Origin of the sequence: Rhodothalassium salexigens DSM 2132, from assembly GCF_004341375.1 — a bacterium.
Taxonomy (GTDB): Bacteria; Pseudomonadota; Alphaproteobacteria; order Sphingomonadales; family Rhodothalassiaceae; genus Rhodothalassium; species Rhodothalassium salexigens.
On sequence record NZ_SLXO01000003.1, the window covers coordinates 393584 to 417344 of the forward strand.

Sequence of the window (23761 nt, forward strand, 5' to 3'; positions counted from 1 at the left end):
CGGGCCAAAGGCGGATCTGCACGGACCAGACGCGGTGCCGGCCCGAATCAACCGGGGCGGCCCGACCCAAAGCGGTGAGCCAGCCATCAGCCGGGCGGCGTTCGCCGCGCCGTCGAGTTCAGGCCCCAACACGGTCACCCCCCCCGGCGTGGTCAAGCCGCTGACAAGGGAGCGCCGGCCCGCCTGGGCGGCCGCAGCGCTGGGCGCGTCGCCCGGCGCCTTGGGCTGGGCCGGTGCGCCGGCGCCTGGCCGCTTGGGTGGCTCGTGGTCGGCGCCGGGGGGACCCAGGGGCGGCCCTGGAACAGCCGCACGGCGCGCCGGATCGGGCACGTCGGCGGGTGTCTGTCGGGCCGACCGGGTCAGGCTGTGTGGGCCGGGCGGGCGGTTGCCGGGCGCCCGGGCGTCAGTTCAGCATCGCTTCGGCGGCCGGGTCCATGGCCCACATCTTTTCCAGATTGTAGAACTCGCGGACCTCGGGGCGGAACAGGTGGACGACCACATCGCCGGCGTCGATCAGCACCCAGTCGGCCTGGGGCAGACCTTCGATGATCGGGCTGCCGTGGCCGGCGTCTTTCAACGCCCGGACCAGATAGTCGGCGAGTGCCGACACCTGCCGGTTCGAGCGACCCGACGCGATGACCATATGGTCGGCGATGCTGGACTTGCCGTCCAGGTCGATGGTGGTGATGTGTTCGGCCTTGTTGTCGTCAAGGCAGGACCGGACCAGGTCCAAAAGGCGGTCGGATGACCGGGCGCCGGTGGCCGGACTGTCGCCGACCGTGCTGGGACTAACCTGCAAGGTGTCTCCCTCTCATGCTACAGAATATGGGCCGTCCGGGCCCATGCCTTGGTCGCTCATGGTTTCCCGGATACGCGTCGCGGACGCCGGATGCCGGGGGCACGTGATAAATGCCCAGGCAGGGAGCGATCGCGTGGCCAGCGTTTGCCATTGTCTCTCCGGGCAGCGGCGATGGGCAAAAATACGCGCCATCTTGGCCGTCAAGGCAGCGTGAGAATACCCCGGACGGTCGATCACTGCAATAGGCACGGTGTGGGCGATGCGATCCCAGTGCTGCCAGCGGGTGAACTGCACCAGATTGTCGGCGCCCATCAGCCAGACGAAGCGGGTACGCGGGAAATGGCCCGACAATTCGGCGATGGTGTCGGCGGTGAACCGCGTGGCGATATGGGTTTCCAGGTCGCTGACCAGCACGCGCGGGTGGCGTGCGGCGGCCTCGGCCGAGGCGAAGCGGGCCGCGAAGGGGGCCATGTCGTCCTTGGGCTTGAGCGGGTTTTGCGGGCTGACCAGCCACCAGACCCAGTCGAGCCCCAATCGGCGCAGCGCCACCTTGCTGATATGGTGGTGGCCGTCATGGGCCGGGTTGAACGAGCCGCCGAGCAGGCCGACGCGCTGGCCGGCCCACAGGTCGGCGCCGGCCGGCGGCACCGGCGGCGTGGTCAGGGCCCGCACCTGTGCTGGTGCGGCGGCGTGGACGGAGGCCAGGGTCAAGGTCGGGTCTGGCCGCTGCCGCGCACTTTGTATTTGAAGGTGGTGAGTTGCTCCGGCCCCACCGGGCCGCGGGCATGGACCCGGCCGGTGGCGATGCCGATCTCGGCGCCGAAGCCGAACTCGCCGCCGTCGGCGAACTGGGTCGAGGCGTTGTGCAGCACGATGGCGCTGTCCACCTCGGCCAGGAAGCGCTCGGCCGCCCCCCGGTCCTCGGTGACGATGGCGTCGGTGTGGCCCGAGCCGTAGCGCGCGATATGGTCGAGGGCGGCGTCCAGATCGTCGACCAGCCGCACCGCCAGGATGGCGTCGAGATACTCGGTCGCCCAGTCGGCCTCGCTGGCGGGCGTCGCCTCGGCGTCGAGCGCGCAGACGCCGGCGTCGCCGCGCAGGGCGCACCCGGCCGCCTTCAAGGCGTCGAGTATCGGCGGCAGGTGGGGTGCGAAGTCCTTGTGGACCAGAAGCGTTTCAAGCGCGCCGCAGATCCCGGTGCGGCGCATCTTGGCGTTCAGCGCCAGGTCGCGGGCGCGGTCGGGGTCGGCGGCGGCGTCGAGCAGCATGTGGCACAACCCCTCCAGGTGCGCGAACACCGGCACCCGGGCGTCGGCCTCGACCCGCTCGACCAGCGAGCGCCCGCCGCGCGGCACGATCACGTCGACCACGCCGGTGGCGCCGAGCAGTGCTGCCACCAAGCGGCGGTCCTGGTCGGGCACCAATTGCACCGCCTCGCCCGGCAGGCCGGCGCTGGCGAGCCCCTTGGCAAACGCCGCGTGCAGCGCGCGATTGGTCTCCACCGCCTCCGAGCCGCCGCGCAGGATCACCGCGTTGCCGGCCTTGACGCACAGGGCGGCGGCGTCGGCGGTGACATTGGGGCGGCTTTCGTAGATCACGCCGACCACGCCCAAGGGGGTCGCCACGCGCTCGAACGCCAGGCCGTTGGGCTGTTGCCAGCTTGCCAGGGTGCGGCCGACCGGGTCGGGCAGGTGGGCGACCTTGTCGACGGCCGCGACGATTCCGGCCAGGCGGTCGGTGTCGAGGCGCAGCCGGTCGAGCAGGGCCGGTGCCAGGCCGCGCGCCTCGGCCGCCGCCATGTCGCGGGCGTTGGCGGCCAGGATCGCTTCGGCGTCGGCCTCGATGGCGCGCGCGGCGGCGACCAGCGCGTGGGTCTTGTCGTCGCTGGTGGCGGCGGCGAGGCGGCCGAGGCAGGCGCGCGCCGCTGCGCCCATCTGGGCGATCAGCCGGCGCGCCCGATCGTCGGCCGCGTCGATGTCTGCCGGCGCACGCTCGGGGGCGGTGTCGGCCGCGCTCTTGGGCTGGCTGGTTTGGGGGCGCGCGGTCTCGGTCATGGGTCCGTGCCTCGCAGGGGGTGGAACAATACCAAGTCGTTGCGGTGGATCATAGGCCCTCGGGCCGGATAGCCAAGGGTCTGCGCGATCTGGTCCTGGCGCTGACCGGCGATGGCGGCGGCGTCGGCGGCGCCATAGCCCGCCAGGCCCTGGCCCAAGGCGCGGCCGTCGGGCCCGGCGACGCGCACCGGGTCGCCGCGTTCGAACCGGCCGTCGACCCGGGTGACGCCGGCCGGCAGCAGGCTCGCGCCGCGGTCGAGCGCGCGGACCGCGCCGGCGTCGACGCTGAGCGTGCCGCGCACCCCCTGCAACCCGCGCAGCCATTGCTTGCGGGTTGCCAGGCCGTTTTCCTGGGGCGCGAACAGGGTGCCGCGCCCGGTCGCCTCGTAGCGCGCCAGCGGTCGGTCGGCCAGGCCGCTGGTCAGCAGCACGGTGGTGCCTGAGCGGGTGGCGATATCGGCGGCGTCGAGCTTGGTGGCCATGCCGCCGGTGCCGACGCCGGTGGCACCGGTGGGCCCGGCGAGCGCGCGCAGCCGGTCGTCGACCACCGCCACCCGCTCGATCAGCCGGGCGTCGGGGTGGCGGCGCGGGTCGGCGTCCATCAGCCCGTCCACGTCGCTCAGCAGCACCAGCAGGTCGGCGCCGACCACCTGGGCGACCCGGGCGGCGAGCCGGTCATTGTCGCCGAAGCGGATTTCGTCGGTGGCGACGGTGTCGTTCTCGTTGACCACCGGCACCAGGCCGGCGCCGAGCAGGGCGTCTAAGGTGTCGCGGGCGTTGAGATAGCGGCGCCGGTCGTCCAGGTCGGCGAGGGTCAGCAGCACCTGGGCGGTGGTGCGCCGGTGGCCGGCGCGGCGGTGTGGGGCGCCGCCTGTGTCGTCACCGGTGTCGCCGGCGAAGGCGGCCGACCAGGCCAGGGCCAGGCGGATCTGGCCGGCGGCGGCCGCCGCCTGGGCTTCGGCCAGGCTCGCCGGACGCCGGTCGAGGCCGAGGGCGGTGCGGCCGAGGGCGATGGCGCCCGAGGTGACGATGACCAGCCGGCGCGCGCGCCCGACCAGGTCCTGCGCTAGGGCGTCGAGCCAGGGGCCGCGCGGTCCGCCGTCGGCGCCCGCCACCAAGAGCGACGAGCCGACCTTGACCACGCAGGTGTCGAGCCCGGTCAGACCGGCGACCATGATCCCGTCCCACCGTCGGCGTCGTCGCCCGCCCGGGTCGCCGGGTCGCCGTCGGCCGGGCCGTCCGCCGCCATGGCGTCGGCGCGGGCCTCGGCGGCGCGGTAGGCGTCGATGGCGGCGAGCAGGGCGGTCAGCAGCGAGAATACGCCCTGGCCGGCCACCGACGAGACCAGGCGCACGTCGCGCGCGCCGGCTGCCGTCACCGCCGCTACGGCGTCGGCGGCCAGCTCGGCGTCGAGCGCGTCGGCCTTGGTCACCGCGACGATCTCGGGCTTGTCTTCAAGGCCGGCGTCATAGGCGATCATCTCGTCGCGCACGGTGCGATAGGCGGCGCCGGGGTCGTCGCCGGTGCCGTCGACCAGGTGCAGAAGCGCGCCGCAGCGTTCCACATGGCCCAGGAACCGGGTGCCGAGGCCGCGGCCTTCGTGCGCGCCCTCGATCAGACCGGGGATGTCGGCGAGCACGAACTCGCGCCCATCGGCGTGCACCACGCCCAGTTGCGGCGCCAAGGTGGTGAACGGATAGTCGGCGACCTTGGGCCGGGCGCGCGACACGGTCGACAGGAAGGTGGACTTGCCGGCATTGGGCAGGCCCACGAGCCCGGCGTCGGCCATCAGCTTCAGGCGCAGCCACAGCCAGCGTTCCTCGCCCGGGGTCCCCGGCGTGGTGCGGCGCGGTGCGCGGTTGGTGGACGACTTGAAGTGGGCATTGCCCTTGCCGCCCTGGCCGCCTTCGAGCAGCAGGATGCGCTGGCCGGGATCGGTCAGGTCGGCGAGCAGGAACTCCATGTCCTCGTCATAGATCTGGGTGCCCACGGGCACGGTGATGGTGACGTCCTTGCCGGCGGCGCCGTGCTTGTTGGAGCCCATGCCGTGGACGCCGCGCCCGGCCTTGATGTGGGGCGCGTAGCGGAAGTCGACGAGGGTGTTCAGGCCCTCGTGCGCCTCCACATAGACATGGCCGCCGCGGCCGCCGTCGCCGCCATTGGGGCCGCCGTATTCGACGAACTTCTCGCGCCGGAACGACAGGCAGCCATTGCCGCCGGCCCCCGATTGGGCGTGGATGCGGGCCTGGTCGAGAAACTTCATCGGGCGTCTCCTTGAGGCGCGATGTCAGGGTCACGAAGCGCCGGCGCGGCGCCAAACAAAAAAGCGGTCGGGCAGGCCCCGGCCGCTTGGTGTCTGTGTGCGTCCCCCGGCCGCCACCCGGACGGCCAGGCCGGTGGCCGGCACCATCGTCGATGCCGGTACCGGTGCCTTGGGCCAAGGCACGGGCGTGCCTGAGGGGCAATCTCTGGGCCGACCCCTGGGGGCCGATCCTTCCGGCCGCACCCCCAGGCCGGGCGATCCGCGCGGCGGCGGCCGACCGGGCCCGGGCGACGACCTGCGGTCTCGGCCGGGGCGTCAGCCCTCGACGATCGAGACGTATTGCCGGCCGTTGCGGGTGGTGCGGAACTGCACCTGGCCTTCGCTCAGCGCGAACAGGGTATGGTCGCGGCCGATGCCCACATTGTCGCCGGGGTACCAGCGGGTGCCGCGTTGGCGCACCAGGATGTTGCCGGGGACCACGCGCTCGCCGCCGAACTTCTTGACGCCCAGGCGCTTGCCGATTGTGTCGCGGCCGTTCTTCGATGAACCGCCAGCTTTTTTGTGTGCCATTGCCGCTTACTCCTTGGTGTCGCCCGACGCGCCGTCGGTGGTCTTGGTGTCGTCGCCCTTGGCCGCGTCGTCGGCCTTGGTGGTCTTGGCGGCCGCCTTTTTCTTCGGCGCGGCCTTCTTCTTGGCGGCGATGTCGGTGATCTTGAGCACCGTCAGATGCTGCCGGTGGCCCTTGGTCCGCCGATAGGTATGGCGCCGCTTCTTCTTGAAGATGATGACCTTGTCGCCGCGGGTCTGTTCGACCACTTCAGCGCTCACTTCGGCGCCGGCGATGGTGGGGTCGCCCACGGTGACGCCTTTGTCGTCGCCGACCATCAGCACGTCGGTCAGCTTGATGGTGTCGCCGGCTTCCGCCGCCAGCTTTTCGACGCGGATCACGTCGTCCTTGGCCACGCGGTATTGTTTACCGCCGGTCTTGATCACTGCGTACATCTCGGGTCACGCTTTCTATTCTGTGCCGCGACCGACCGGGGGAGGGCCCCGTTGGTCAGGGGGCGATCCCGCTTAGGGCGGTGGCCGCTGGCTGTCGTTATCGATCGGCACGGGCCAAGCCGCCCGGCTCGGCGGGGCGGTCTCGGACGATGCCGGGCGTCGGACCTTCGCGCGCCGGGCCAAGCCCGGTGTCGGGGCGCTTGGCCCGACGTGCACGCGAACGCCAAACGGTGCCCCGACCCACGCCGAGACACCGAACCGGGTTAGATATAGCCAAGCGGCCCGGTCGGTCAAGCGCCAACGTCGGGTCGAAAAGCGCAAATCAGGCCTTGCCAGCGTGCGGTGGCTTGAGTAGGGTCCGCCCTCGCTTCGCCTGGGAACGGGTGACCGCGCGTGCGGAGGAGTGCCGGAGCGGTCGAACGGGGCGGTCTCGAAAACCGTTGTGCGCGCAAGCGTACCGAGGGTTCGAATCCCTCCTCCTCCGCCACCCCCTCCCGACGGTGTTCCGTACCGGTCTCTCAAGCGCCGTTTTATGCGCCTCTCCGGCTTGACCGGTCTTCGCATCCACCCGCATTCTTCGCCCAAGACCGCAGCGCTTGCTCTGCGCTCCGGGCGGTTCATCCCCGCGTGGGCGGGGAACACGAAGAAAAGGTCGATTTTTCGCTTGCCCCTTTCGGTTCATCCCCGCGTGGGCGGGGAACACTCGCGCAATTTCGTCGGCGGTCAATTTCGCCCCGGTTCATCCCCGCGTGGGCGGGGAACACCCGTGCCTGGAGGAGATCGCCGAGGCGGTCGGCGGTTCATCCCCGCGTGGGCGGGGAACACAGCACCGCGCATTGCAGCTCGCGCGCGATCGCCGGTTCATCCCCGCGTGGGCGGGGAACACCACCCCTGGGTGGCGGTGATCGGCTGGCCGGCCGGTTCATCCCCGCGTGGGCGGGGAACACATTCACGTCACCGACGCGGATGGTGGGCCAGTCGGTTCATCCCCGCGTGGGCGGGGAACACTGACACGCTCGATTTTTCTTGTGACGTGCGACCGGTTCATCCCCGCGTGGGCGGGGAACACGACACGACCTACTACGTGGTCGAGCGCACGTACGGTTCATCCCCGCGTGGGCGGGGAACACGACAGGGAAGACGAGTCAGAGGACCTCGTATTCGGTTCATCCCCGCGTGGGCGGGGAACACCCGTCCAACAAGAATGTAGACGGGTTCAGCGTCGGTTCATCCCCGCGTGGGCGGGGAACACGCGATGAGTCCGCTTATTCTGGCAGGTATTGCCGGTTCATCCCCGCGTGGGCGGGGAACACAACGGCAAGATCGAAAAGCCGAGCAAAGAAACCGGTTCATCCCCGCGTGGGCGGGGAACACGACCATCCCGACCCCCTTTTAGCCGTCGAAGCCGGTTCATCCCCGCGTGGGCGGGGAACACATCAGCGGTCGCAAAAGGTCCCCGCTGGCGGCCGGTTCATCCCCGCGTGGGCGGGGAACACTTCGGAGAGGTGGGCGCGCGCCAGCGGGTAATCGGTTCATCCCCGCGTGGGCGGGGAACACCTGGATTTTACGGATAACAGCCAGGACCTGCGCGGTTCATCCCCGCGTGGGCGGGGAACACTAGACTCCGTCTAATGTATAAGCGCGCCATTCCGGTTCATCCCCGCGTGGGCGGGGAACACTCCTCCGATTGCCAACGCACGCGCCGTCGACCCGGTTCATCCCCGCGTGGGCGGGGAACACCGATATCGTCAAAGATTGGCCCGGCGATTTTACGGTTCATCCCCGCGTGGGCGGGGAACACTCAGCCGTCACCGCCGCGCGGGGCGTGGCGGTCGGTTCATCCCCGCGTGGGCGGGGAACACTGGCGCATCTTCGCCTCGGTCTTTTTGGACGGCGGTTCATCCCCGCGTGGGCGGGGAACACCGCAATCGACTTCGCAGACATAAAAAAGCCCCCGGTTCATCCCCGCGTGGGCGGGGAACACCGGGTTTGATGATCTGCCTCTCGAACCCGTGCCGGTTCATCCCCGCGTGGGCGGGGAACACAAGGTCGCCGCTGGCGGACATCATGTCCCAGACGGTTCATCCCCGCGTGGGCGGGGAACACGCTTCCCACAACTCCCGATCCTGCCGGTTGATCGGTTCATCCCCGCGTGGGCGGGGAACACCTGTGCCGGCGTCAATTTCCGTTGCGAAACGCCGGTTCATCCCCGCGTGGGCGGGGAACACCCCCTCGATCTCTGGCGGCTGCACGTCGCCCCCGGTTCATCCCCGCGTGGGCGGGGAACACTCATCCTCGGCCGGCGGCGCCACATAGGCGCCCGGTTCATCCCCGCGTGGGCGGGGAACACGACCAGTCGAGCGCGTGGTCAGTTGTGCCGGCCGGTTCATCCCCGCGTGGGCGGGGAACACCCAGCACTCGCTATTCGCGCGTTGCCGTGGGTCGGTTCATCCCCGCGTGGGCGGGGAACACACGAAACACGGTCAGCACATACCGCGTTGGCACGGTTCATCCCCGCGTGGGCGGGGAACACAATCTGACTGATTGTCGATCATGGACGGATCACGGTTCATCCCCGCGTGGGCGGGGAACACGGCAACACATTGGTCGCGCAGGATGCCCATGACGGTTCATCCCCGCGTGGGCGGGGAACACGCATAGATCTCGGTTTTCAGCCCGCGCCGCTCCGGTTCATCCCCGCGTGGGCGGGGAACACGCATAGATCTCGGTTTTCAGCCCGCGCCGCTCCGGTTCATCCCCGCGTGGGCGGGGAACACCTCGGTGGTGTCGTCGACCAGGCCGAATGCGCCGGTTCATCCCCGCGTGGGCGGGGAACACCGAGATCTCCAGGATCGCGGCATAGATGTCGCCGGTTCATCCCCGCGTGGGCGGGGAACACATGACGCCCCCGATCACCGCCGTCGCAATTGCCGGTTCATCCCCGCGTGGGCGGGGAACACGGCTTGGGCCGAGACCAGGCCAGGTTATACACCGGTTCATCCCCGCGTGGGCGGGGAACACGGTTGCTCTCGAAATTTCGGGCCGAGAAGCGGCGGTTCATCCCCGCGTGGGCGGGGAACACTCTTTCACGTGTTCGTTTTCTTTTCTTTATAGCGGTTCATCCCCGCGTGGGCGGGGAACACAGTCGCGTGCCAGCGCCGCGATATTTGCCTCGCGGTTCATCCCCGCGTGGGCGGGGAACACGGCAACACTTTGATCGCGAAGGATGCCCGAGACGGTTCATCCCCGCGTGGGCGGGGAACACGAGGCTGACCGAGTCGGCGGCGGCGGCGACGCCGGTTCATCCCCGCGTGGGCGGGGAACACTCTTCTTGTAGAGCGTTGACCTTAAACACATTTTACAATGTCAAACAACCCACCGACGGTTCCGCCTTTGTTCAGCGGTTCCAGTTCAGTGTTTTCAGGAGCGATTATCGGCGCGGGTTTTCTGGTGGTCTTGAGGGCCAAGCCGTTCCTGCGGCCGGAACGCTACCAGCCGAAAACCGTCATAGTCCACCGGCTCGCGCCGGTTGGGGCCGCAGGTTTCGATCTCGAACCCAGCATCGGTGGGCGCGTTCCAGGCCAGTACCCCGCTACCTTCGCCGATATTGTCAACCACCTGGCGCCAGATCATCTCGCGGGTCCGGCGGCCATAGACCCCCACATAAACACCGGCACGCACCTCCAGCAGCCACACGGCCAGACGTCCGCGCAGACGGGGCGGAACATTTTCGACCACGATCACCATCATCGGCCTATCCCCTGTGCCCGATGTCGCCCGACGTCGGCTCCGCGATCGCCGGCGGTTGGGCTTCCGCCGGCGCGTCCGGCGCGGTCAGGCCGCCAGCGGCGAGAACGTCCTCGATGGTCGGGATCAGCTTTTCCAGCAGCCGGGTCTTGCGGAATGCATCACGCACGAGGAGGCGAACCGCTCGTGTCGGATCGCCCACCGGCCGACGGTCGATGGGGCGATTGTTCTGGACCGCACCCGTGACCCGAAAGGCCACGGGGACGACGGTTTCGAACTTGAAAATGTCGGCGATATCATAGGCAAAGGCACGCGCCTTGCCGGTGTGCAGAAAGCCGATCGCCGGCGCATACCCGGCGGCCAGGATGGCGGCTTCGGCCAGGGCGTGAAGACAGGCCGTGGCCGAGGACAGGCAGCGGTTGGCCAGATCGCCGCTGTCGAAGTCATCCGGGTCATAGACGCGGCCGTCCCAGCGAGCGTCGTAATCACGAGCGAAACTCTTGTACAGGGCGCGCACGCGGGCGCCCTCAATACCACGCAACTGATCGACGGAGCGCCGCTCTGGCGCCGGCTCGCCGAAGCGCAGTTCATACATCCGGCGCACCACCTTCAGACGGGCGGTTTCGTCCAGCGCGGTCCTGGCCTGGTGAAGCAGGCGGTCGGCGCGGGCGCCCCCCGGTTGTCCGGCCGAGTACAGACGCACGCCTGCCTCGCCGACCCATAGCAGCAGCGTGCCAGCCCGTGCTGCCAGCCCGACGGCGGCATGGCTGATCCGGGTGCCCGGTTCCAGCAACAGGCACGTCATGCCCCCGACGGGGATGACAGTGCGCACGCCCTCGGCATCGACCACGACAAAGGTTCCGTCGATGACGTCCACCTGTCCCTTCTGAACGAACACCAAGGTGGAACGGTCCTTGATCGGGATCGGCTTGGGCGGGGTCAGGCCGGATATCGGGCTCATGGCTGGCTCTCTACTCTGCGGCCAAGGGGGCCGGGCGCACCAGCAACAGGCCACAGCCGAACGCCTTGGCCGGGCCGACGCCTTGGCACAGAGCGGCCGCGAAGACCTGTGGGGCGGTGATGCGCAACAGGCCATCGAAATCCAGGCTGGAGAGCACGGCTCGGCGGCCCTTTCGGCGTTTAATGACATGCTGGCGATAGCCGTCCACCTGTGTGCAGGGAGTGCCGTTGACGTCGGTCTCCAGGGCAAAGCCGCAGCGCTCGGCGCGCGCGCTTAGCCAAGCCAAACCGCGCTCCCGTTCCAGGTTGGGCCGTGCTGTGCGGCGGTCCTTGCCGCGCTCAATCGGGCGCAGCGCATCCATGATCACGTCATGGCGTTTGCCGCGTCGGCCCTTGCCGTCTCGGCGCGCTACCGTGGGGTTGGCTCGCAGAGAGAACGCCAGCCGCTGACCGGTCCGCCAGGTCACGTCCAGGAGTTTGGGCTCGTCGACGGTCACCAAGTCGCTTGCGCGTCGGGGTGCGCGCGCGGAGAAGGTAATGAACCGGCCGGGTTCGATCTCCCGCCACAGAAAATCCCGGTCGCGCTCCGGCTGGTCTGCGAACAGTGACCAGATCAGGCGGTGACCGATAGCCAGCGGCGTCGGCGAATGACGCCCGTCCGGCAAGAGGATGGGAGCGAGCGCTGCAGCGGTGGCATCGCGGCGCAGCGTGATGCGGCTGAGGACCCAGGGATGATCGGTCATGGGGCGGGCTCCCGCTCAGGGAGGGTGGGCAGGGTGGCGATCAGCACCGGGCGTTCGGCAAACTGCCAGCGGCGCCGGCTGAGCGGCACGTCGCGCCGGGTCTCGCGCCGTTCGGCTGGGGGCAGGCCGGGGGCATCCTGGTCGGCGGCGACGGTTCGGCCCTCGGCTCTCAGATGCGCGCGGACTGTCCGTTCCGGCTCTTTCGGAGCACGGGCGGCGAACGCCTCGGGCAGGGTGTTTGCTTCTACCACCTGCGGGTCCAGCGGCAGCGCGAACGGACAGCCGCGCCGCCCGAAGTACGGCGCAAAGACGGGCCGGCGCAGTGCCTCGGCCAGGGCGTGCGGGTCGGGCGTGGGGTCGGCCGCCTGGCGCGGCCACAGCGCCACCGTATAGAGCGCATCGGCTCGATAGTCGCGCCGCGAAACCAGCGTGTTCAGGTCGTGGCGCGCCAGGGCGAGTTCTTCCCGTCGGGTGGCGAAGGTGCGGCCGCGCCGGGTGCTGGGGGCCTGGACGGTGTGATAGTCGGTAAACGGGCGGCCCGGCGCATCGTCGCGCACGGCGAGCCCCCAGGCGCGATCCAGGGCGGCCAGGGCCTCCTCCTGATCGCGGCGCAGACCGAGGGCGGCGGCCAGCAGCCCCAGAACGGCCGAGCGCGCCGGACGCGGCCAGCCGGTGCGGTTCTCGCCGACCGCGATCTCGCCCATCGCCGCCAGGGGGCCATACAGGGTGATGGTCAGGAACGCGGTCATGCCGGCGCCTCCACGGCGAAGGCGGCCAAGTCGTCGATGGTTCCCTTGGCGCCGGGCCATTGCTTGGTCAGGTCCAGGGCTTTGGCGGAAGGGTCGTTGCCATAGGCCTCGGTCAGGGCGACGCGGGTCTCAATCAAGGATTTGACCGACGCGGTCATCTGATCGTGTCCCCCGATCGGCTTCAGGAACGCCGAGGACAGGCCACGAGGCATGTCCTCTCCACGCTCGACCAGGACAAAGCTGGCGAGGGTATGGTGGGCGAAGCTGTTGAGTTTGCCCTTGGGGGTCACTGTGGCGGCGGCGCGTACCAGGGCGGCGATGGCATCGTTTGCCAGGCCCGTGTGCCCCTCCAGGTTCTCCACCAGCAGGTCGTAATTGATGCAGGCGTAAACATAGAAGATGCCGGCACCGAACTCCTGCACGCCGACATGCGCAGCGCCCGAATCATCGGCGTCGTGAGGGTCTTTAAGGTCGTCCACAGCCGTGTAGTAGTCGTCCTCCACCACGACCCGGTGGGTGGTCATGGCGTGGGCGACCTGGGCGGCGGCCTCGCGATTGTAGCGGGGATCATCGGCCAGCATGCGACCGAAAAGGGCGATATCGGCGGCGGTGTCTGTGCGGCGCAGGACGGTGTCGTTCTTGATCGTATTCGAATCCGTGAACGGCTCGCCGGTCAGCGCCTGATCGGCCAGCGCGAAGGCCGCCGCGCGTTCCTGAGGGCTGATGAAGGCCAGTTGGCGCAGTTGCAAAGGGTGGGCATCCTTGCTGTCTTCCAGCTTGCCAAACACGTCGGCGATGGCGCGCGCGGTCGTTGTCGCGGTCTCCTCCGCCATGCCCTTGTCGGTCAGATAGGCGTGCAGGTCTTCGCCCAGGCGTTTGGTGCGCTGGCCCAGATGCCCGTTCAGGGCGGACTGGAAGGCGTCGGATGTGCGCCAGGCGCGCTTGAGCGACTGGCTGGAAACGCGCAGGCGCGGCACGCCCCCCATGATGACCGTTTTGGGGCGGCCACTGTCGTCGCGGTTGAGGTTGGCTGCGGGGTAGGAGGCCAGGGTATGGATTTGAACGAAGGTGGTCATGGTGCGTCTCCGGCGACTAGGGCGGGGGAGGTGTCCTCGGTGTCGGTGGCCCCGGCACCCGGCCGAGCCGACCCGGCGTTGAAATAATCGAAGGCCCAGCGTTGGCGGGTGCGGTCGGTCCACCAGACAATGGAAACGGCCAGGTCAGGCACGTTCACGGTGCCGCGCAGCATCCGGACCAGCCGGACCATGGCGGTCATCAAGGCGGCCTCGTCCTGGCCGTCGGTCAGGAGCAGGCGGCGGAAGCGGGCCTGGGACAGCCGGGGCTCATGCTGATGTTTGGTGTCCAGGCTGCCCGGCCCGATGGCCTGGGCGATGGATCTATTCGGCGCATCCTCGTGGGCGTCCTTTCGAACATGGGCCAATGTCACGGCCAGCGTTCCCGCGCGTTCAAGCTGGTGGCGTGACAGGGGAAGGGCCCGCCACAGTCGCAGAGTGGCGGGAAGAAACAGCGCCTCAGTGGGATCGTGGCAGCGACGCAGGTTAGCCATGGCGGCGCGGTCGGTCTGAAGGTCGCGCCACCAGTCGCGCGCGACGATGCCGGGGTCAGGTTTGCGGTCGTTCATCACAGCGCCTCCATCTGGCCGGCGGTGATGCCGGCCGTCTTCGTCTTCCTGGTTTTCGGCTTTCCGGGGGGGGCAACGGGCAGGCCGAGGGCCTCATGGACCTTTTTGCCGGTCTTCGTCGCCGATACGAAATGGCCGGTCAGCCAGCGGCGGGCGTTGACGATCCGTCTGAAGTCGGTCAGTTCTAAGCCCTCGACAGGGACAGCCTCGTCGAACACGGCGCAGGCGGTCTCGCGCAGCACCGCCAGGAACCGTGTGCGGATGGCATGTGAGGGGGCGGTGTCGGCCGACTTAGGGTCGGCGGCCTCGCCGAGGGCCTTGAAGAAGGCGGGCTCAGTCTGGCGCCAGACGCGCGCATCCAGGGCAGAGAAATCGCCGCGCGCGTTCTTCGATTTGGCGAACAAGCCCTTTTCGACAGCGTCAGCCGTTGCAGCGGCGATCAGATTGGCGCCTGCCACCATCGACCGCGCGGCGTCGTCAATGCGGTCGCGGGCGTCGTCGTCCCGGCCGAGCAGCAGGGGCATCTCCGCCTCCACCCAGCCACAGGCCTTCTTCTTGTTCATATCGTAGCCGAAGGCGCGCAGGCGAACGCCGTCATAGATCCCCAAGTCGGCGAGGCGGTCCCGTGCGGCTGTCACGCATGCGGCTGGTTGGCGGGCGGTGTCTGTCTCGTTGCTGGTCAGGGCCAGCCAGTCGCGATAGCCGATCCCTTGCCGGCCACCGTGAACGGGCAGCCAGTCGGCGTTGGGCTTGGGGCGATAGTGGGGCGTTAGGGGGTGTTGGAAGCCGCCCTCGCCGTACTGGAATCCATAGGGGCGAGTGACATAGCCGGAGACCATGATGGCGTCTGTCGCCCCGGTCAGGTCGCAGGTTTCGCTCGGCTCGGCTGGGCGGAAAGTCAGGCGGATGCGACGCGGCATGCCGAACCAGACGTGGCGTGGATCCGCATGGCTTTGAGCCGTGCGCGCGCCCTGTTTGCCGGAGACCCGGGTTGCGCCGAGCCAGGGGTAGACGGCGGCGGGGTCGGTCGGTGCGTCGGTCGTGCGACGCTGATCGCAGGCGGTACGGCTTTCCACGTTCAGCCACACCAAGTGCCACAGCGTAGCGGTTCCAGGGTCGTTTTCGGGCGGCGATACCACGGTTGTCAGCGGGCCACCGCCGCGCAACGAGGTCATGTGTCCAGCACCACCTGAGGGCGCGTAGGTCTGCAACGTCAACAGCGCCCAGGCGGCCGCGGGGCGCGACAGCGTTTTGACCGCCCCGCGGCGGACGAACATGTCGGTATTGCGCTCTTGGGTCTGCTGGCCGGGAGCGTCGATAAGCAGCGCCGCGACCGGGGTTTCGCCCCCTTGCAGCGGCTCTTGATCCTGAAGGAAGCGCGGGCCGTCGCCATCCAGCACGAACGCCTGGGCATGGCGGGCGAATGCCGCGCGCAGCGTTTCGGGCGGGGGCGGGGCGATCCAGCCGGGCTCCCAATCGTCGTCACCATCCGGTGGACAGGTGGTGGAGACCAGGCCGATCAGGAATTCCAGCAGGGCGCCGTTGACGTCCGGGCGGGGCGCGGCCAGGGCCACGATGGGCGATTCGCACTGTTCCAGGAAATCGGTAAGCTGATCAGGCCGGACAAGGCCGGTCCAGCCGTTGGCGCGCCGGACCGGGATCCACGGGTGGTCGAGCAGGGAAAAGGGCATGGAAGCGGCCTTTCGATCGGATATCAGCTAACGCCTAAACTCTTTTTCAGAACATTGGGCCGCCGCTTTCTTGTCAAGACAAATTCCAGGGTTTCGTCTCTTGTTAATCCCCGCTAAGGCGGGGAACATGCTGCATGTTGCGCGCAGCTCATGCCCAAACTCGGGCCATACTCTGTTGAGAGTAGGAATCAGGTTAGGCTTAGGCCGCGTTGAGGGCAATAGCGGATTGCCAGGGGCTGGCCCTTGTCGTCGCGGGCTTCCCCGGTCCAGCCGTCTTTTCCGGTCGGTCTCAGCACCACCAGCGGTAGATCACGTTCCCAGCGCCCCCAGGTCTTGCGGGCCTCGGCGACGGCGCGAGCCAGGGCTGGGTCCGGCTCCTCCCAGGCCGTGCGTGCAAGCCTCTTCAGATTCCATGAAACCTGGGACAACTGCCAAGCCATCGCTGTTGTGCGGTCGACTTTGGGGTCGGGGTCGATCCAGGGCTGAATGACGCTGTCCTGCCAGCGGCCCAGACGCAGGGTGACGGGATCATCGGCGTCACGGGTGCGGATGCGGTGGTCGGGCTCCCAGTGGTGCGTGTCCGCATATCCGCTCGAAAGCGGCAGGATCTCCGCGCGTGCCTTGGCCCGGCCAGCCATCGCCTGCCCCTCGGCCTCGCTACTGGAGCGCAGTAGGGCTTCGGGCGTCGGGGCGCTCTGTCCATAGACGCTCTCGATCAAGGCACGTGCCCGGTCTGGCAGGTCGAGCGCGCCTTCGGCCTCCAGCAGGCGGGCTGTGCGCCACAGAACCCCGTGGTTACGGTAGACCGCGGCGGTTCCGGGCAGAACGGCACCAATCCAGCTTTCATTCGGGTCTGGGATCGCGGCTGGCGTAACGACAACCAATTCTTCCCGTCCGGGACGCCCTCTCCGCGCATGGCGCCACAACCGCCCGGCGCGCTGGATCAACAGGTCGATTGGGGCCAGATCCGTGAACAGGGCATCAAAATCGACGTCCAGGGACTGCTCGACCACCTGGGTGGCGACCAATATGGCGCCGGACCGGTCCTCGGCTTGGCTGTGGCGTCCGAAACGGCGCATGACCTCGGCCTCGATGGTCAGCCGATCCCCAAGCGCAAAGCGGGCGTGAAACAGCAGCGGCGACAGCCCCCGGTCCCGCAGCGCGTCATAAGCGGCCGTTGCCTCGTCCACGGTGTTGCGGAGGACCAGCACGGCTTGGCCGTCGCGGGCGCTCGTCTCGGCCTCGCTGAGGGCTTGTTCCGGTGTGGCCAGGGTACGCACCGGTAGTCGTCGTGCCTGGCGAGACCATGCTGCAATGGACTGCGCGTCCTCGCCGGTTCGGCACAGAACCGTGCCAGCGGGATAGGGGCGCAGGGCCTCTGGGCGGGCGGCGGCCTCCTGGGGCGATTGCGCCACGCCGGCGCCACGCCGGAAAGCGTTGGTCAGTTGGTCCCGCAGGCTTGTCGGCAGGGTCGCCGACAGCAGGACGGTGTGACCACCCAGCGCGGCATGGGCCTCGATCAGGGCGGCGATTTCTTCCCCGACATAGGCGTCATAGGCATGGATCTCGTCCAGTATCAGCACCTTACCCAGAAGCCCCCAGCGCCGCAGCCCGGCATGGCGGGCCGGCAGCACGGACAGAAGGGCCTGATCCACCGTGCCGGCGCCGATATCGGCGAGAAAGGCTAGTCGCCGGTCGTCGGCGACCCAGGCCGCGCACTGCGCCCCGGCTGGCACGTCGGCGACGGTCTCTGCGGTTTCGTCACCATAGGCGCGTTCATCCTGGTTGGCGGGCAATGTGGCGGCACGAAAGCCAGGATGCATGCCCCGGTCGCCATGGGCCAGGGCGATGGACGGCGTCGTCTCGCGTTTGAATAGGCCCCGGTAAAGCTCGCCTAGTCGGTCGAACATGGCGTTTGCCGTGGCCTGGGTCGGTAGCGCGAGATAAAGTCCCCCGGCACGGCCCGCCGCCATTATCCGATGGGCCAGCATCAGCGCGGCTTCTGTCTTACCGCTGCCGGTCAGGTCTTCCAGAAGGCACAGGATCGGCTCTTCAGCCGGCAGAGCGACGGTTTCGGCCCAGTGTTGCAGGGGGGTGGCGCTGCCCTCGGGCAGGCTGGCCAGGGCATGGAAAGGCCGAAGGCCGGCCGGTGGGGCCGGCACAACGCCGGACGCTCTCACGGCCTGTTCGGCCCTGGGGCAGGCGATATCGTACCAGTAGGTGTCCAGGTCATGGTCGGGTCGCGTATAGGCGAACCAGCGCTGGGCCGAGCCGATCCAATCCGAGGTCGCGATCAATCCGGCCACCGCCAGCGCCGCCCGTTTGGCGGCGTCAGTGGAGATGTGAAGCGGATCGGTCGGCCCCAGCCGTGCCAAAACCCATTCGACGAGTGTATTGGCAGCCTGGACACTCTCGGGCGGGAAATGGTCGCGGGCGCGACGGGGCGTGGTGCGGTCCTGGCCGGGAGGCCGGCCATGGTGGCCAAACGCCGCCGGCAGCATCCTGTTGAGAGCGCCGGTGGGCGCCAGCCGGTCTTTAAGGTCTCGCGGCGCCAGATGGACGAACCACAGCCAAGCGGCCGTGTCATGCCCAGGATCGACGAGCTCCGGATAGTCCGATAGCACTGCCGGCCGGTGCTCAGGCGCCTTTCCCTGGAACGGCAGAGAGACCTTGCCAACGTCGTGTAAGGCCGCCAGCGCGCCCAACAGACGAACACAATCGCTTTCCGCCACGCCGAGGGCGCGCGCCAGCGCGCTGCACCGCGCGGGGTCGGACGACAGCAGGCACTGCGTTACTGCCGCCACGTCAAGGGCGTGGTAGGCCAGAGGGTGGGCGGGAACCTCGCTGGCCGGATGGGCCTTGCCCCAAAAGGTCAATAAAGACTGCTGTTTTTCTGGCGGCACTCTAAATCATCCAGATGGTTGGCCATAAAAATTTTTCATTGTTATTAGATTTCAGCATATTATTAAAATATTTTCAATCTTTGTTTTTTGCATCAATTGTGAATACTTGAGATTGTTAATAATTCATTGCGCCGGACACCTCATTCCACCGGTACTCTGTCCAACAGCCACACCAATCTCACCTCTGCTCCTTGCTTCTCATCTAGGGGCAGGCCCCATAAACGGGCTTCCCCTGCGGCTTCAGATGCGATCCGAACTCCCTGGAGGGGAGCTTGTCGTATGGCATTCTCATTTTTGGCTGTCGGACGAACAGGTTGACCGCCTTGTGCTCCGGCAGCCGCAGGACCCGAGGGGCAAGCCTCCGCGTCGATGATCGGCGTGTCACCAGCGGCATCGTCCGCATCCTGAAGTCTGGCTGGCGCTGGGTGGATGCGCCGGAGGTCTGCGGCCCGCGCAAAACGCTCTACAACCGGTTCGTCCGATGGGCCGCCAAAGGCATCTGGACCGATATCTTCACGGCGCTGGTGGATACCGGCGGACCACCTTCCGACGTGATGATCGACAGTTCCGCTGTCCGTGCACACCGCTGCGCCAGCGGCGGAAAAAGGGGAGCAGAGCCACGCCATCGGGCGGTCGCGCGGCGGTCGGACCACGAAGATCCATGCTCTGACAGACTATCATGGCCGCCCGCTGCGCCTCCACCGCACCGGAGGCAATGCCTCGGACTGTCGCGGCGGCGCCCCTCTTCTCGATGCGCTGCCGGCAGAGGTCATCGTCCATGCGGACAAGGGCTACGATACCGACCGGGTGCGGCAGATCATCGACAACCAGGGAGCCGCCCCGAACCTCCCACCCAAGGCGGATCGGTGCTGGAAGACCTGTTGCTCGCCCTTCCTCTACTGCGATCGCAACGCCATAGAGCGCATGGTCGGTCGACTGAAGGACTTTCGCCGCGTCGCCACGAGATACGGCCGTTTGGCCGTCAACTTCCTTGCTGCCGTCTAGACCGTCGCACTCGTCCGCTACTGGTTATGAGTCTGGAGCCTAATGTTCCGGTGCTGATCTTGAGAACGATTGCGGGTCTGTCGCAAGCGTCGATATGACAGCGCTGCGACGTAGAGCATAGCCGCAGACAACACGATGCTCGCGCCGGTGGGCGAGTCCGTGCGCAGCGCCATTTCCAGCCCAAGCCACATAGCCAGAAGCGCCGCGACGGCGGAGGCGGCCATGAGCCGTCCTAGCGTATGTGTGAAAACCCCTGCCGTGGCCGTCGGCAGGGTCAACAGAGCCATGACCAGCACAAGTCCGACCGCCCGCAGAAGAACGACCACGACCAGCGCTATCGCAACGAGAACGGCAAGCTGGATGGCCAGGGTCGGAAGGCCGCGTGTCGTTGCGAATTCGTCGTCGAACATCGTCGCAACGACGGGCCGCCAGAACAGGAACAGCAGTGCCAGCACGAACGCCATAAGACCGGCCATTACCGCGACGTCTTGGGCCGTGACCATCAGAAGATTGCCGAGAAGATACGTCATCAGATCAGTCTGGTAACCGGGCGTGTGCGCGATAGCGATCAGGCCGACAGCCATGCCGATTGCCCAGATTGCGCCGATCAGCATGTCCTCGCGCTCGTGACCAGAATGCGCCGCAATCCCGATCAGCAGGGCCGCCATCACAGCGGCGACGGTGGCGCCGCCAAGCGGATCGAGGCCTGCCCATTGCGCAACGCCCATACCGCCGAGCGTCGCATGGGCGATCCCGCCAGCGAGGAATGCGAGCCGACGTGTGACCACGATCGTCCCCACCACACCGCCCGAGACCGCAGCGATCAGCGCAGCGAGCGCTACGACGCGCAGGAAATCATGCTCGAAAAGTGCGGTCGCAAAGCTCATGAGGTTTCCGTCAGACGGTGATCGACGAGGCGCGCCGAGGCGCCGTAAAGCTGGGCCAGAATGCCCTCGGTCAGCGGGGCGGCGCCATGCCAGACCAGCGTCCTTTTGAGGCAGGCGATGTGGTCCACATGACGCGAGACGAGGCCCACGTCGTGCGAAACCATCACGATGGCCATGCTGTTGCGCAAGCCCGCCAGCAGATCGAAAAAACTCGTCTCCGCATCCGTGTCCACATGGGCGGTCGGCTCATCCAGCAACAGAAGCGTGGGATCGGCCACCAACGCGCGCGCGATCATTACCCGTTGCAACTGGCCGCCCGACAGCGAACCGATTGGGCGCGCCACGAGGTCTGCCACACCGACACGGTCTAGCGCCGTGCGGATGGCCGCATGATCGCCCTTACGCATCGGGTGCCACCAGTTCCGGCTGTCGAGCCGACCCTGGAGCACGACCTGCTCCACAGCCAACGGAAAATCGCGAGGAAAGGTGGCGAATTGCGGCACATATCCGACCCGTGCGCGGGCCTCGGCAGGCGGCTTTCCAAATATGCGGATCTCTCCACTGTCCGATACGAGCAACCCGAGGGCCAGCTTCAGAAGCGTGCTCTTGCCGCCACCATTGGGGCCGATCAGCGCCCAGAACTCCCCTGCGCCCACCCGGAGCGAAACGTCTTCGAGGGTCGGTGCCGTGCCGTAGGAAAACCCGACATGGGAGAATTCCAGCGCCGGAGCCGGCGTCATTTCATGGCCCGCAACAGCGCATCTGCGATGTCGCGGGTGTTCTCCAGCATGTTCTCGGCAAGGGGAGCGAGCGTGACCACCTCGCCGTCGATCTCCCGCGCCACCGCCTGGGCGGCCGACTGGCTGAATTCCTGCTGCACAAAGATCACATGGATGTCAGCGGCTCGGGCCGCTTCGATAATCCGGGCGAGGCTGGCCGGGCCAGGTTCTTGTCCGTCGGCCTCTATGGCGATCTGCTCAAGCTCGTAGTCTTGCGCGAAATAATACAAGGCCGGGTGATAGATCATGAATCGGCGGTTCTGAACCCCGGCGAAACGCGAGGTCAGTTCGGCATCGAGCGCTGCCAGATCAGCGGCGAAGGCCGCCTGTCCCGCTGCAAATTGCTGCGCTTGCTCCGGAAACAGGTTGGACAGGGCATCGCGGATGCTCTCGGATTGCCGCTGCACCAGTCGCGGACTGAGCCAGATGTGAGGATTGCGCTTTCCACCGTTTGCTGGCGCGGGCGGGAACGCGATGCTCTGACGCGTATCGACGATTTCAAGCTGGGGATGGTTGGCTGCGATCCGCGGTGCCCAAGTCTTTTCGAAGGGAACACCGATTCGGAACCATGCAACCGCATCGGCAAGGGCCAGCATCTGCCGAGGGGACGGTTCGTACGTGGCCGGGCTGGCCCCGGGTGGGACCATCACCTCTACCTGCACGAAATCGCCGGCAATCCGATCCACGAAGGATTTTTGCGGTCGGATGCTGACAAAGACCGTCGGTCGCACTTGTGCTCTGGCGCAGACCGGAGCGAGCGCCAGCGCCCCAAGCCCAAGCAGAGCCGCGCGCCGTGTGAGGAAAAAACGGACCACCATGTCGAAGCGCCTTTCGCGTTGTTCTGTTATGTTATAACGTAACATTTACGCAAGTCATCCAACGGTTCACACATGACCGCGGGGGACAGACCAACAGGGCCAACGGCCCGATGCAGCAAAGGAGTGCGCATGCCAGCAGCCGACACCCGCCTTCCCGTCACCGTGCTTTCCGGCTTTCTCGGGGCCGGCAAGACCACGCTTCTGAATCGTGTGCTGAACAATCGCGAGGGCCGACGCGTCGCGGTGATCGTCAACGACATGTCCGAGGTCAACATCGACGTCGATCTCGTGCGCGAGGGCACCGAGTTGTCGCGGTCAGAGGAGAAACTGGTCGAGATGTCGAACGGCTGCATCTGCTGCACCCTACGCGACGATCTTCTGAAAGAGGTGCGCCACCTTTCGGAACAGGGACGCTTCGACTACTTGCTGATCGAATCCACAGGCATTTCCGAGCCGCTGCCCGTGGCGGCTACCTTTGGTTTCCGCGACGAGATGGGGCAAAGCCTGTCGGATGTGGCGCGGCTCGACACGATGGTGACGGTGGTGGACGCGGTGAACCTGCTCAAGGATTACTCCAGCCACGATTTCCTGATCGATCGCGGCGAAAGCCTGGACGAGGCAGACGACCGCAGCCTTGTCAGTCTGCTGACCGAGCAGATTGAGTTTGCCGATGTGGTGATCCTCAACAAGGTGACGGATGCCGGGCCAGAGCGTACGGACGCCGCGCGCAAGATCATCCGTGCCCTCAATGCAGATGCCCAGATCATCCAAACGGATCAGTCCGACGTGCCCGCCGAGGCCATCCTCGATACCGGCCTGTTCGATTTCGAGACCGCTCATGAACACCCGATGTGGGCCAAGGAACTGTATGGTTTCGCTAACCACGTGCCCGAGGACGAGGAATACGGCATCACCTCCTTTGTCTATAACGCTCGCGCACCCTTCCACCCCCAGCGGCTCTACGAGGTTCTGAACGGGGATTTGCCGGGAACGATCCGCGCCAAGGGTCATTTCTGGATCGCCACGCGGCCCGAATGGGTGGTGGAATTCAGCCTGGCTGGCGCAATCTCCTCGGTCACGCCGCTGGGCCGAGCCCTGGGGCGACCGCCGACAGGAGATCGTGTTCATCGGGGTGGGCCTCGACCGCGAGGCCATCTGCGCGCGGCTGAACGCGGCGCTGATCGATACCGCCGAGTTCACACCCGCCGCTTGGGCCGACCTGCCCGATCCCTTTCCGATCTGGCGGCGCGCGGAGGCGGCATGAGCTTCGTTCGGGAAATCGTTAAGAATGCGTCGATCGCAGTGGGCGTCGCGGACACGATAGAGGAGTTGTCTGCGCTTCATAGACCTGGCTGCGCCGCCGTGATCTGGCGGCGGCAGCCATTGACGGGGGTCCAGTCCTGGATCGATGGGCTCGATCCGGATGTCCTGCCAAGGGCCTGGGTGATCCTGCGACCCGACGCAGTCCGCGACGCCGCTTTGGAGGTCTGCGATGCGTCTGGCATACCCGCCGGCCCAGAGCGAGACCGCTTCGTGGACGACATCGCGGCGCTTGCGGACATCTTCGCCGGGCTGATCAAGGCCCGATGGCTGCGCCTTAGGTCCTGTTGACGAAGTGGATTCCCAAGGCGGTCGAAGCGTGATTCAAGACTGGCTTTTGGGAGGCGGTCTTGGTTCGCGGGTTGATGACGGACGAGGAGTGGGCGTTTTTCCAGCCCT

The 23761-nt window shown here is 67.4% G+C and carries 19 protein-coding genes, 1 tRNA gene, 2 pseudogenes and 1 CRISPR repeat array; of the genes and pseudogenes, 4 read left to right on the forward strand and 18 right to left on the reverse strand.

Annotated features, from left to right (window positions below; translation table 11 throughout):
• Positions 1 to 403: 403 nt before the first annotated feature.
• The 7 genes from rsfS to rplU form a co-directional block, all read right to left on the reverse strand.
• Positions 404 to 799 carry a ribosome silencing factor gene (rsfS, locus tag EV659_RS06370; protein WP_200287795.1) on the reverse strand — a complete coding sequence of 132 codons (396 nt, stop codon included), beginning with the start codon at positions 797 to 799 and terminating at the stop codon, positions 404 to 406.
• A 12-nt stretch (positions 800 to 811) separates the two neighbouring features.
• A complete protein-coding gene (locus EV659_RS06375) occupies positions 812 to 1510 on the reverse strand; it encodes a nicotinate-nucleotide adenylyltransferase (RefSeq protein WP_200287793.1) in 699 nt (232 codons plus the stop codon).
• A complete protein-coding gene (locus tag EV659_RS06380) occupies positions 1507 to 2853 on the reverse strand; it encodes a glutamate-5-semialdehyde dehydrogenase (RefSeq protein ID WP_132708003.1) in 1347 nt (448 codons plus the stop codon). Before EV659_RS06380 ends, EV659_RS06375 begins: the two co-directional genes overlap by 4 nt.
• The gene (gene proB / locus EV659_RS06385; RefSeq protein WP_132708004.1) at positions 2850 to 4028 is read right to left on the reverse strand and encodes a glutamate 5-kinase; all 1179 of its coding nucleotides are present in this window, start codon (positions 4026 to 4028) and stop codon (positions 2850 to 2852) included. The genes EV659_RS06380 and proB overlap by 4 nt, the downstream gene beginning before the upstream one ends.
• On the reverse strand, positions 4013 to 5116 hold the full coding sequence (gene obgE, locus EV659_RS06390) for a GTPase ObgE (RefSeq protein WP_132708005.1): 1104 nt from the start codon (positions 5114 to 5116) through the stop codon (positions 4013 to 4015). Before obgE ends, proB begins: the two co-directional genes overlap by 16 nt.
• 315 nt (positions 5117 to 5431) lie before the next feature.
• Positions 5432 to 5686: a 50S ribosomal protein L27 gene (gene rpmA / locus EV659_RS06395; RefSeq protein ID WP_132708006.1), complete on the reverse strand. Its 255-nt coding sequence runs from the start codon at positions 5684 to 5686 to the stop codon at positions 5432 to 5434.
• Between the two features lie 6 nt (positions 5687 to 5692).
• Entirely contained in the window at positions 5693 to 6118 is a 426-nt protein-coding gene (gene rplU, locus EV659_RS06400) for a 50S ribosomal protein L21 (protein WP_132708007.1), read from the reverse strand.
• Positions 6119 to 6515: 397 nt separating this feature from the next.
• Here rplU and EV659_RS06405 point away from each other — a divergent pair.
• A tRNA-Ser gene (locus tag EV659_RS06405) sits at positions 6516 to 6605 on the forward strand.
• Positions 6606 to 6731: 126 nt separating this feature from the next.
• Positions 6732 to 9444: direct repeats of the CRISPR family, unit length 29 nt; unit sequence CGGTTCATCCCCGCGTGGGCGGGGAACAC.
• A gap of 94 nt (positions 9445 to 9538) precedes the next feature.
• On the opposite strand, the gene cas2e is transcribed toward EV659_RS06405, so the two are convergent.
• The 8 genes from cas2e to cas3 form a co-directional block, all read right to left on the reverse strand.
• Complete coding sequence (gene cas2e, locus EV659_RS06410) at positions 9539 to 9868, reverse strand: type I-E CRISPR-associated endoribonuclease Cas2e (protein ID WP_132708008.1); 330 nt, start codon at positions 9866 to 9868, stop codon at positions 9539 to 9541.
• 4 nt (positions 9869 to 9872) lie between these two features.
• On the reverse strand, positions 9873 to 10826 hold the full coding sequence (gene cas1e / locus EV659_RS06415; protein WP_132708009.1) for a type I-E CRISPR-associated endonuclease Cas1e: 954 nt from the start codon (positions 10824 to 10826) through the stop codon (positions 9873 to 9875).
• A 10-nt stretch (positions 10827 to 10836) separates the two neighbouring features.
• Entirely contained in the window at positions 10837 to 11568 is a 732-nt protein-coding gene (gene cas6e / locus EV659_RS06420) for a type I-E CRISPR-associated protein Cas6/Cse3/CasE (RefSeq protein ID WP_132708010.1), read from the reverse strand.
• Positions 11565 to 12317, reverse strand: coding sequence for a type I-E CRISPR-associated protein Cas5/CasD (gene cas5e / locus EV659_RS06425; RefSeq protein ID WP_132708011.1), 753 nt, complete (start codon positions 12315 to 12317; stop codon positions 11565 to 11567). The genes cas6e and cas5e overlap by 4 nt, the downstream gene beginning before the upstream one ends.
• Positions 12314 to 13393 (reverse strand): type I-E CRISPR-associated protein Cas7/Cse4/CasC, encoded by a 1080-nt coding sequence (cas7e, locus tag EV659_RS06430; protein WP_132708012.1) that lies wholly within the window; start codon positions 13391 to 13393, stop codon positions 12314 to 12316. Before cas7e ends, cas5e begins: the two co-directional genes overlap by 4 nt.
• Positions 13390 to 13959 (reverse strand): type I-E CRISPR-associated protein Cse2/CasB, encoded by a 570-nt coding sequence (casB, locus tag EV659_RS06435; RefSeq protein ID WP_132708013.1) that lies wholly within the window; start codon positions 13957 to 13959, stop codon positions 13390 to 13392. The genes cas7e and casB overlap by 4 nt, the downstream gene beginning before the upstream one ends.
• Positions 13959 to 15650 (reverse strand): type I-E CRISPR-associated protein Cse1/CasA, encoded by a 1692-nt coding sequence (gene casA / locus EV659_RS06440; protein ID WP_132708014.1) that lies wholly within the window; start codon positions 15648 to 15650, stop codon positions 13959 to 13961. The genes casB and casA overlap by 1 nt, the downstream gene beginning before the upstream one ends.
• A gap of 188 nt (positions 15651 to 15838) precedes the next feature.
• Positions 15839 to 18553 carry a CRISPR-associated helicase Cas3' gene (cas3, locus tag EV659_RS06445; RefSeq protein WP_132708015.1) on the reverse strand — a complete coding sequence of 905 codons (2715 nt, stop codon included), beginning with the start codon at positions 18551 to 18553 and terminating at the stop codon, positions 15839 to 15841.
• 244 nt (positions 18554 to 18797) lie between these two features.
• On the opposite strand from cas3, the pseudogene EV659_RS06450 reads away from it, so the two are divergent.
• Positions 18798 to 19558: pseudogene (locus EV659_RS06450) on the forward strand (IS5 family transposase).
• A gap of 17 nt (positions 19559 to 19575) precedes the next feature.
• On the opposite strand, the gene EV659_RS06455 reads toward EV659_RS06450, so the two are convergent.
• Genes EV659_RS06455 through EV659_RS06465 form a run of 3 tightly spaced genes read right to left on the reverse strand, consistent with a single transcriptional unit; the run spans position 19576 to position 22087 of the window.
• Positions 19576 to 20445, reverse strand: a complete 870-nt coding sequence (locus EV659_RS06455; RefSeq protein ID WP_132708016.1) for a metal ABC transporter permease — start codon at positions 20443 to 20445, stop codon at positions 19576 to 19578.
• A complete protein-coding gene (locus EV659_RS06460; protein ID WP_132708017.1) occupies positions 20442 to 21185 on the reverse strand; it encodes a metal ABC transporter ATP-binding protein in 744 nt (247 codons plus the stop codon). Before EV659_RS06460 ends, EV659_RS06455 begins: the two co-directional genes overlap by 4 nt.
• Positions 21182 to 22087 (reverse strand): metal ABC transporter solute-binding protein, Zn/Mn family, encoded by a 906-nt coding sequence (locus EV659_RS06465; protein WP_200287791.1) that lies wholly within the window; start codon positions 22085 to 22087, stop codon positions 21182 to 21184. Before EV659_RS06465 ends, EV659_RS06460 begins: the two co-directional genes overlap by 4 nt.
• A gap of 84 nt (positions 22088 to 22171) precedes the next feature.
• Between EV659_RS06465 and EV659_RS06470 the strand changes: the two are divergent.
• Positions 22172 to 23306 (forward strand): annotated as a pseudogene (locus EV659_RS06470) (GTP-binding protein).
• Positions 23198 to 23653, forward strand: a complete 456-nt coding sequence (locus EV659_RS15205; RefSeq protein ID WP_424511435.1) for a DUF1826 domain-containing protein — start codon at positions 23198 to 23200, stop codon at positions 23651 to 23653. Before EV659_RS06470 ends, EV659_RS15205 begins: the two are co-directional and overlap by 109 nt.
• Positions 23654 to 23761 lie beyond the last annotated feature (108 nt).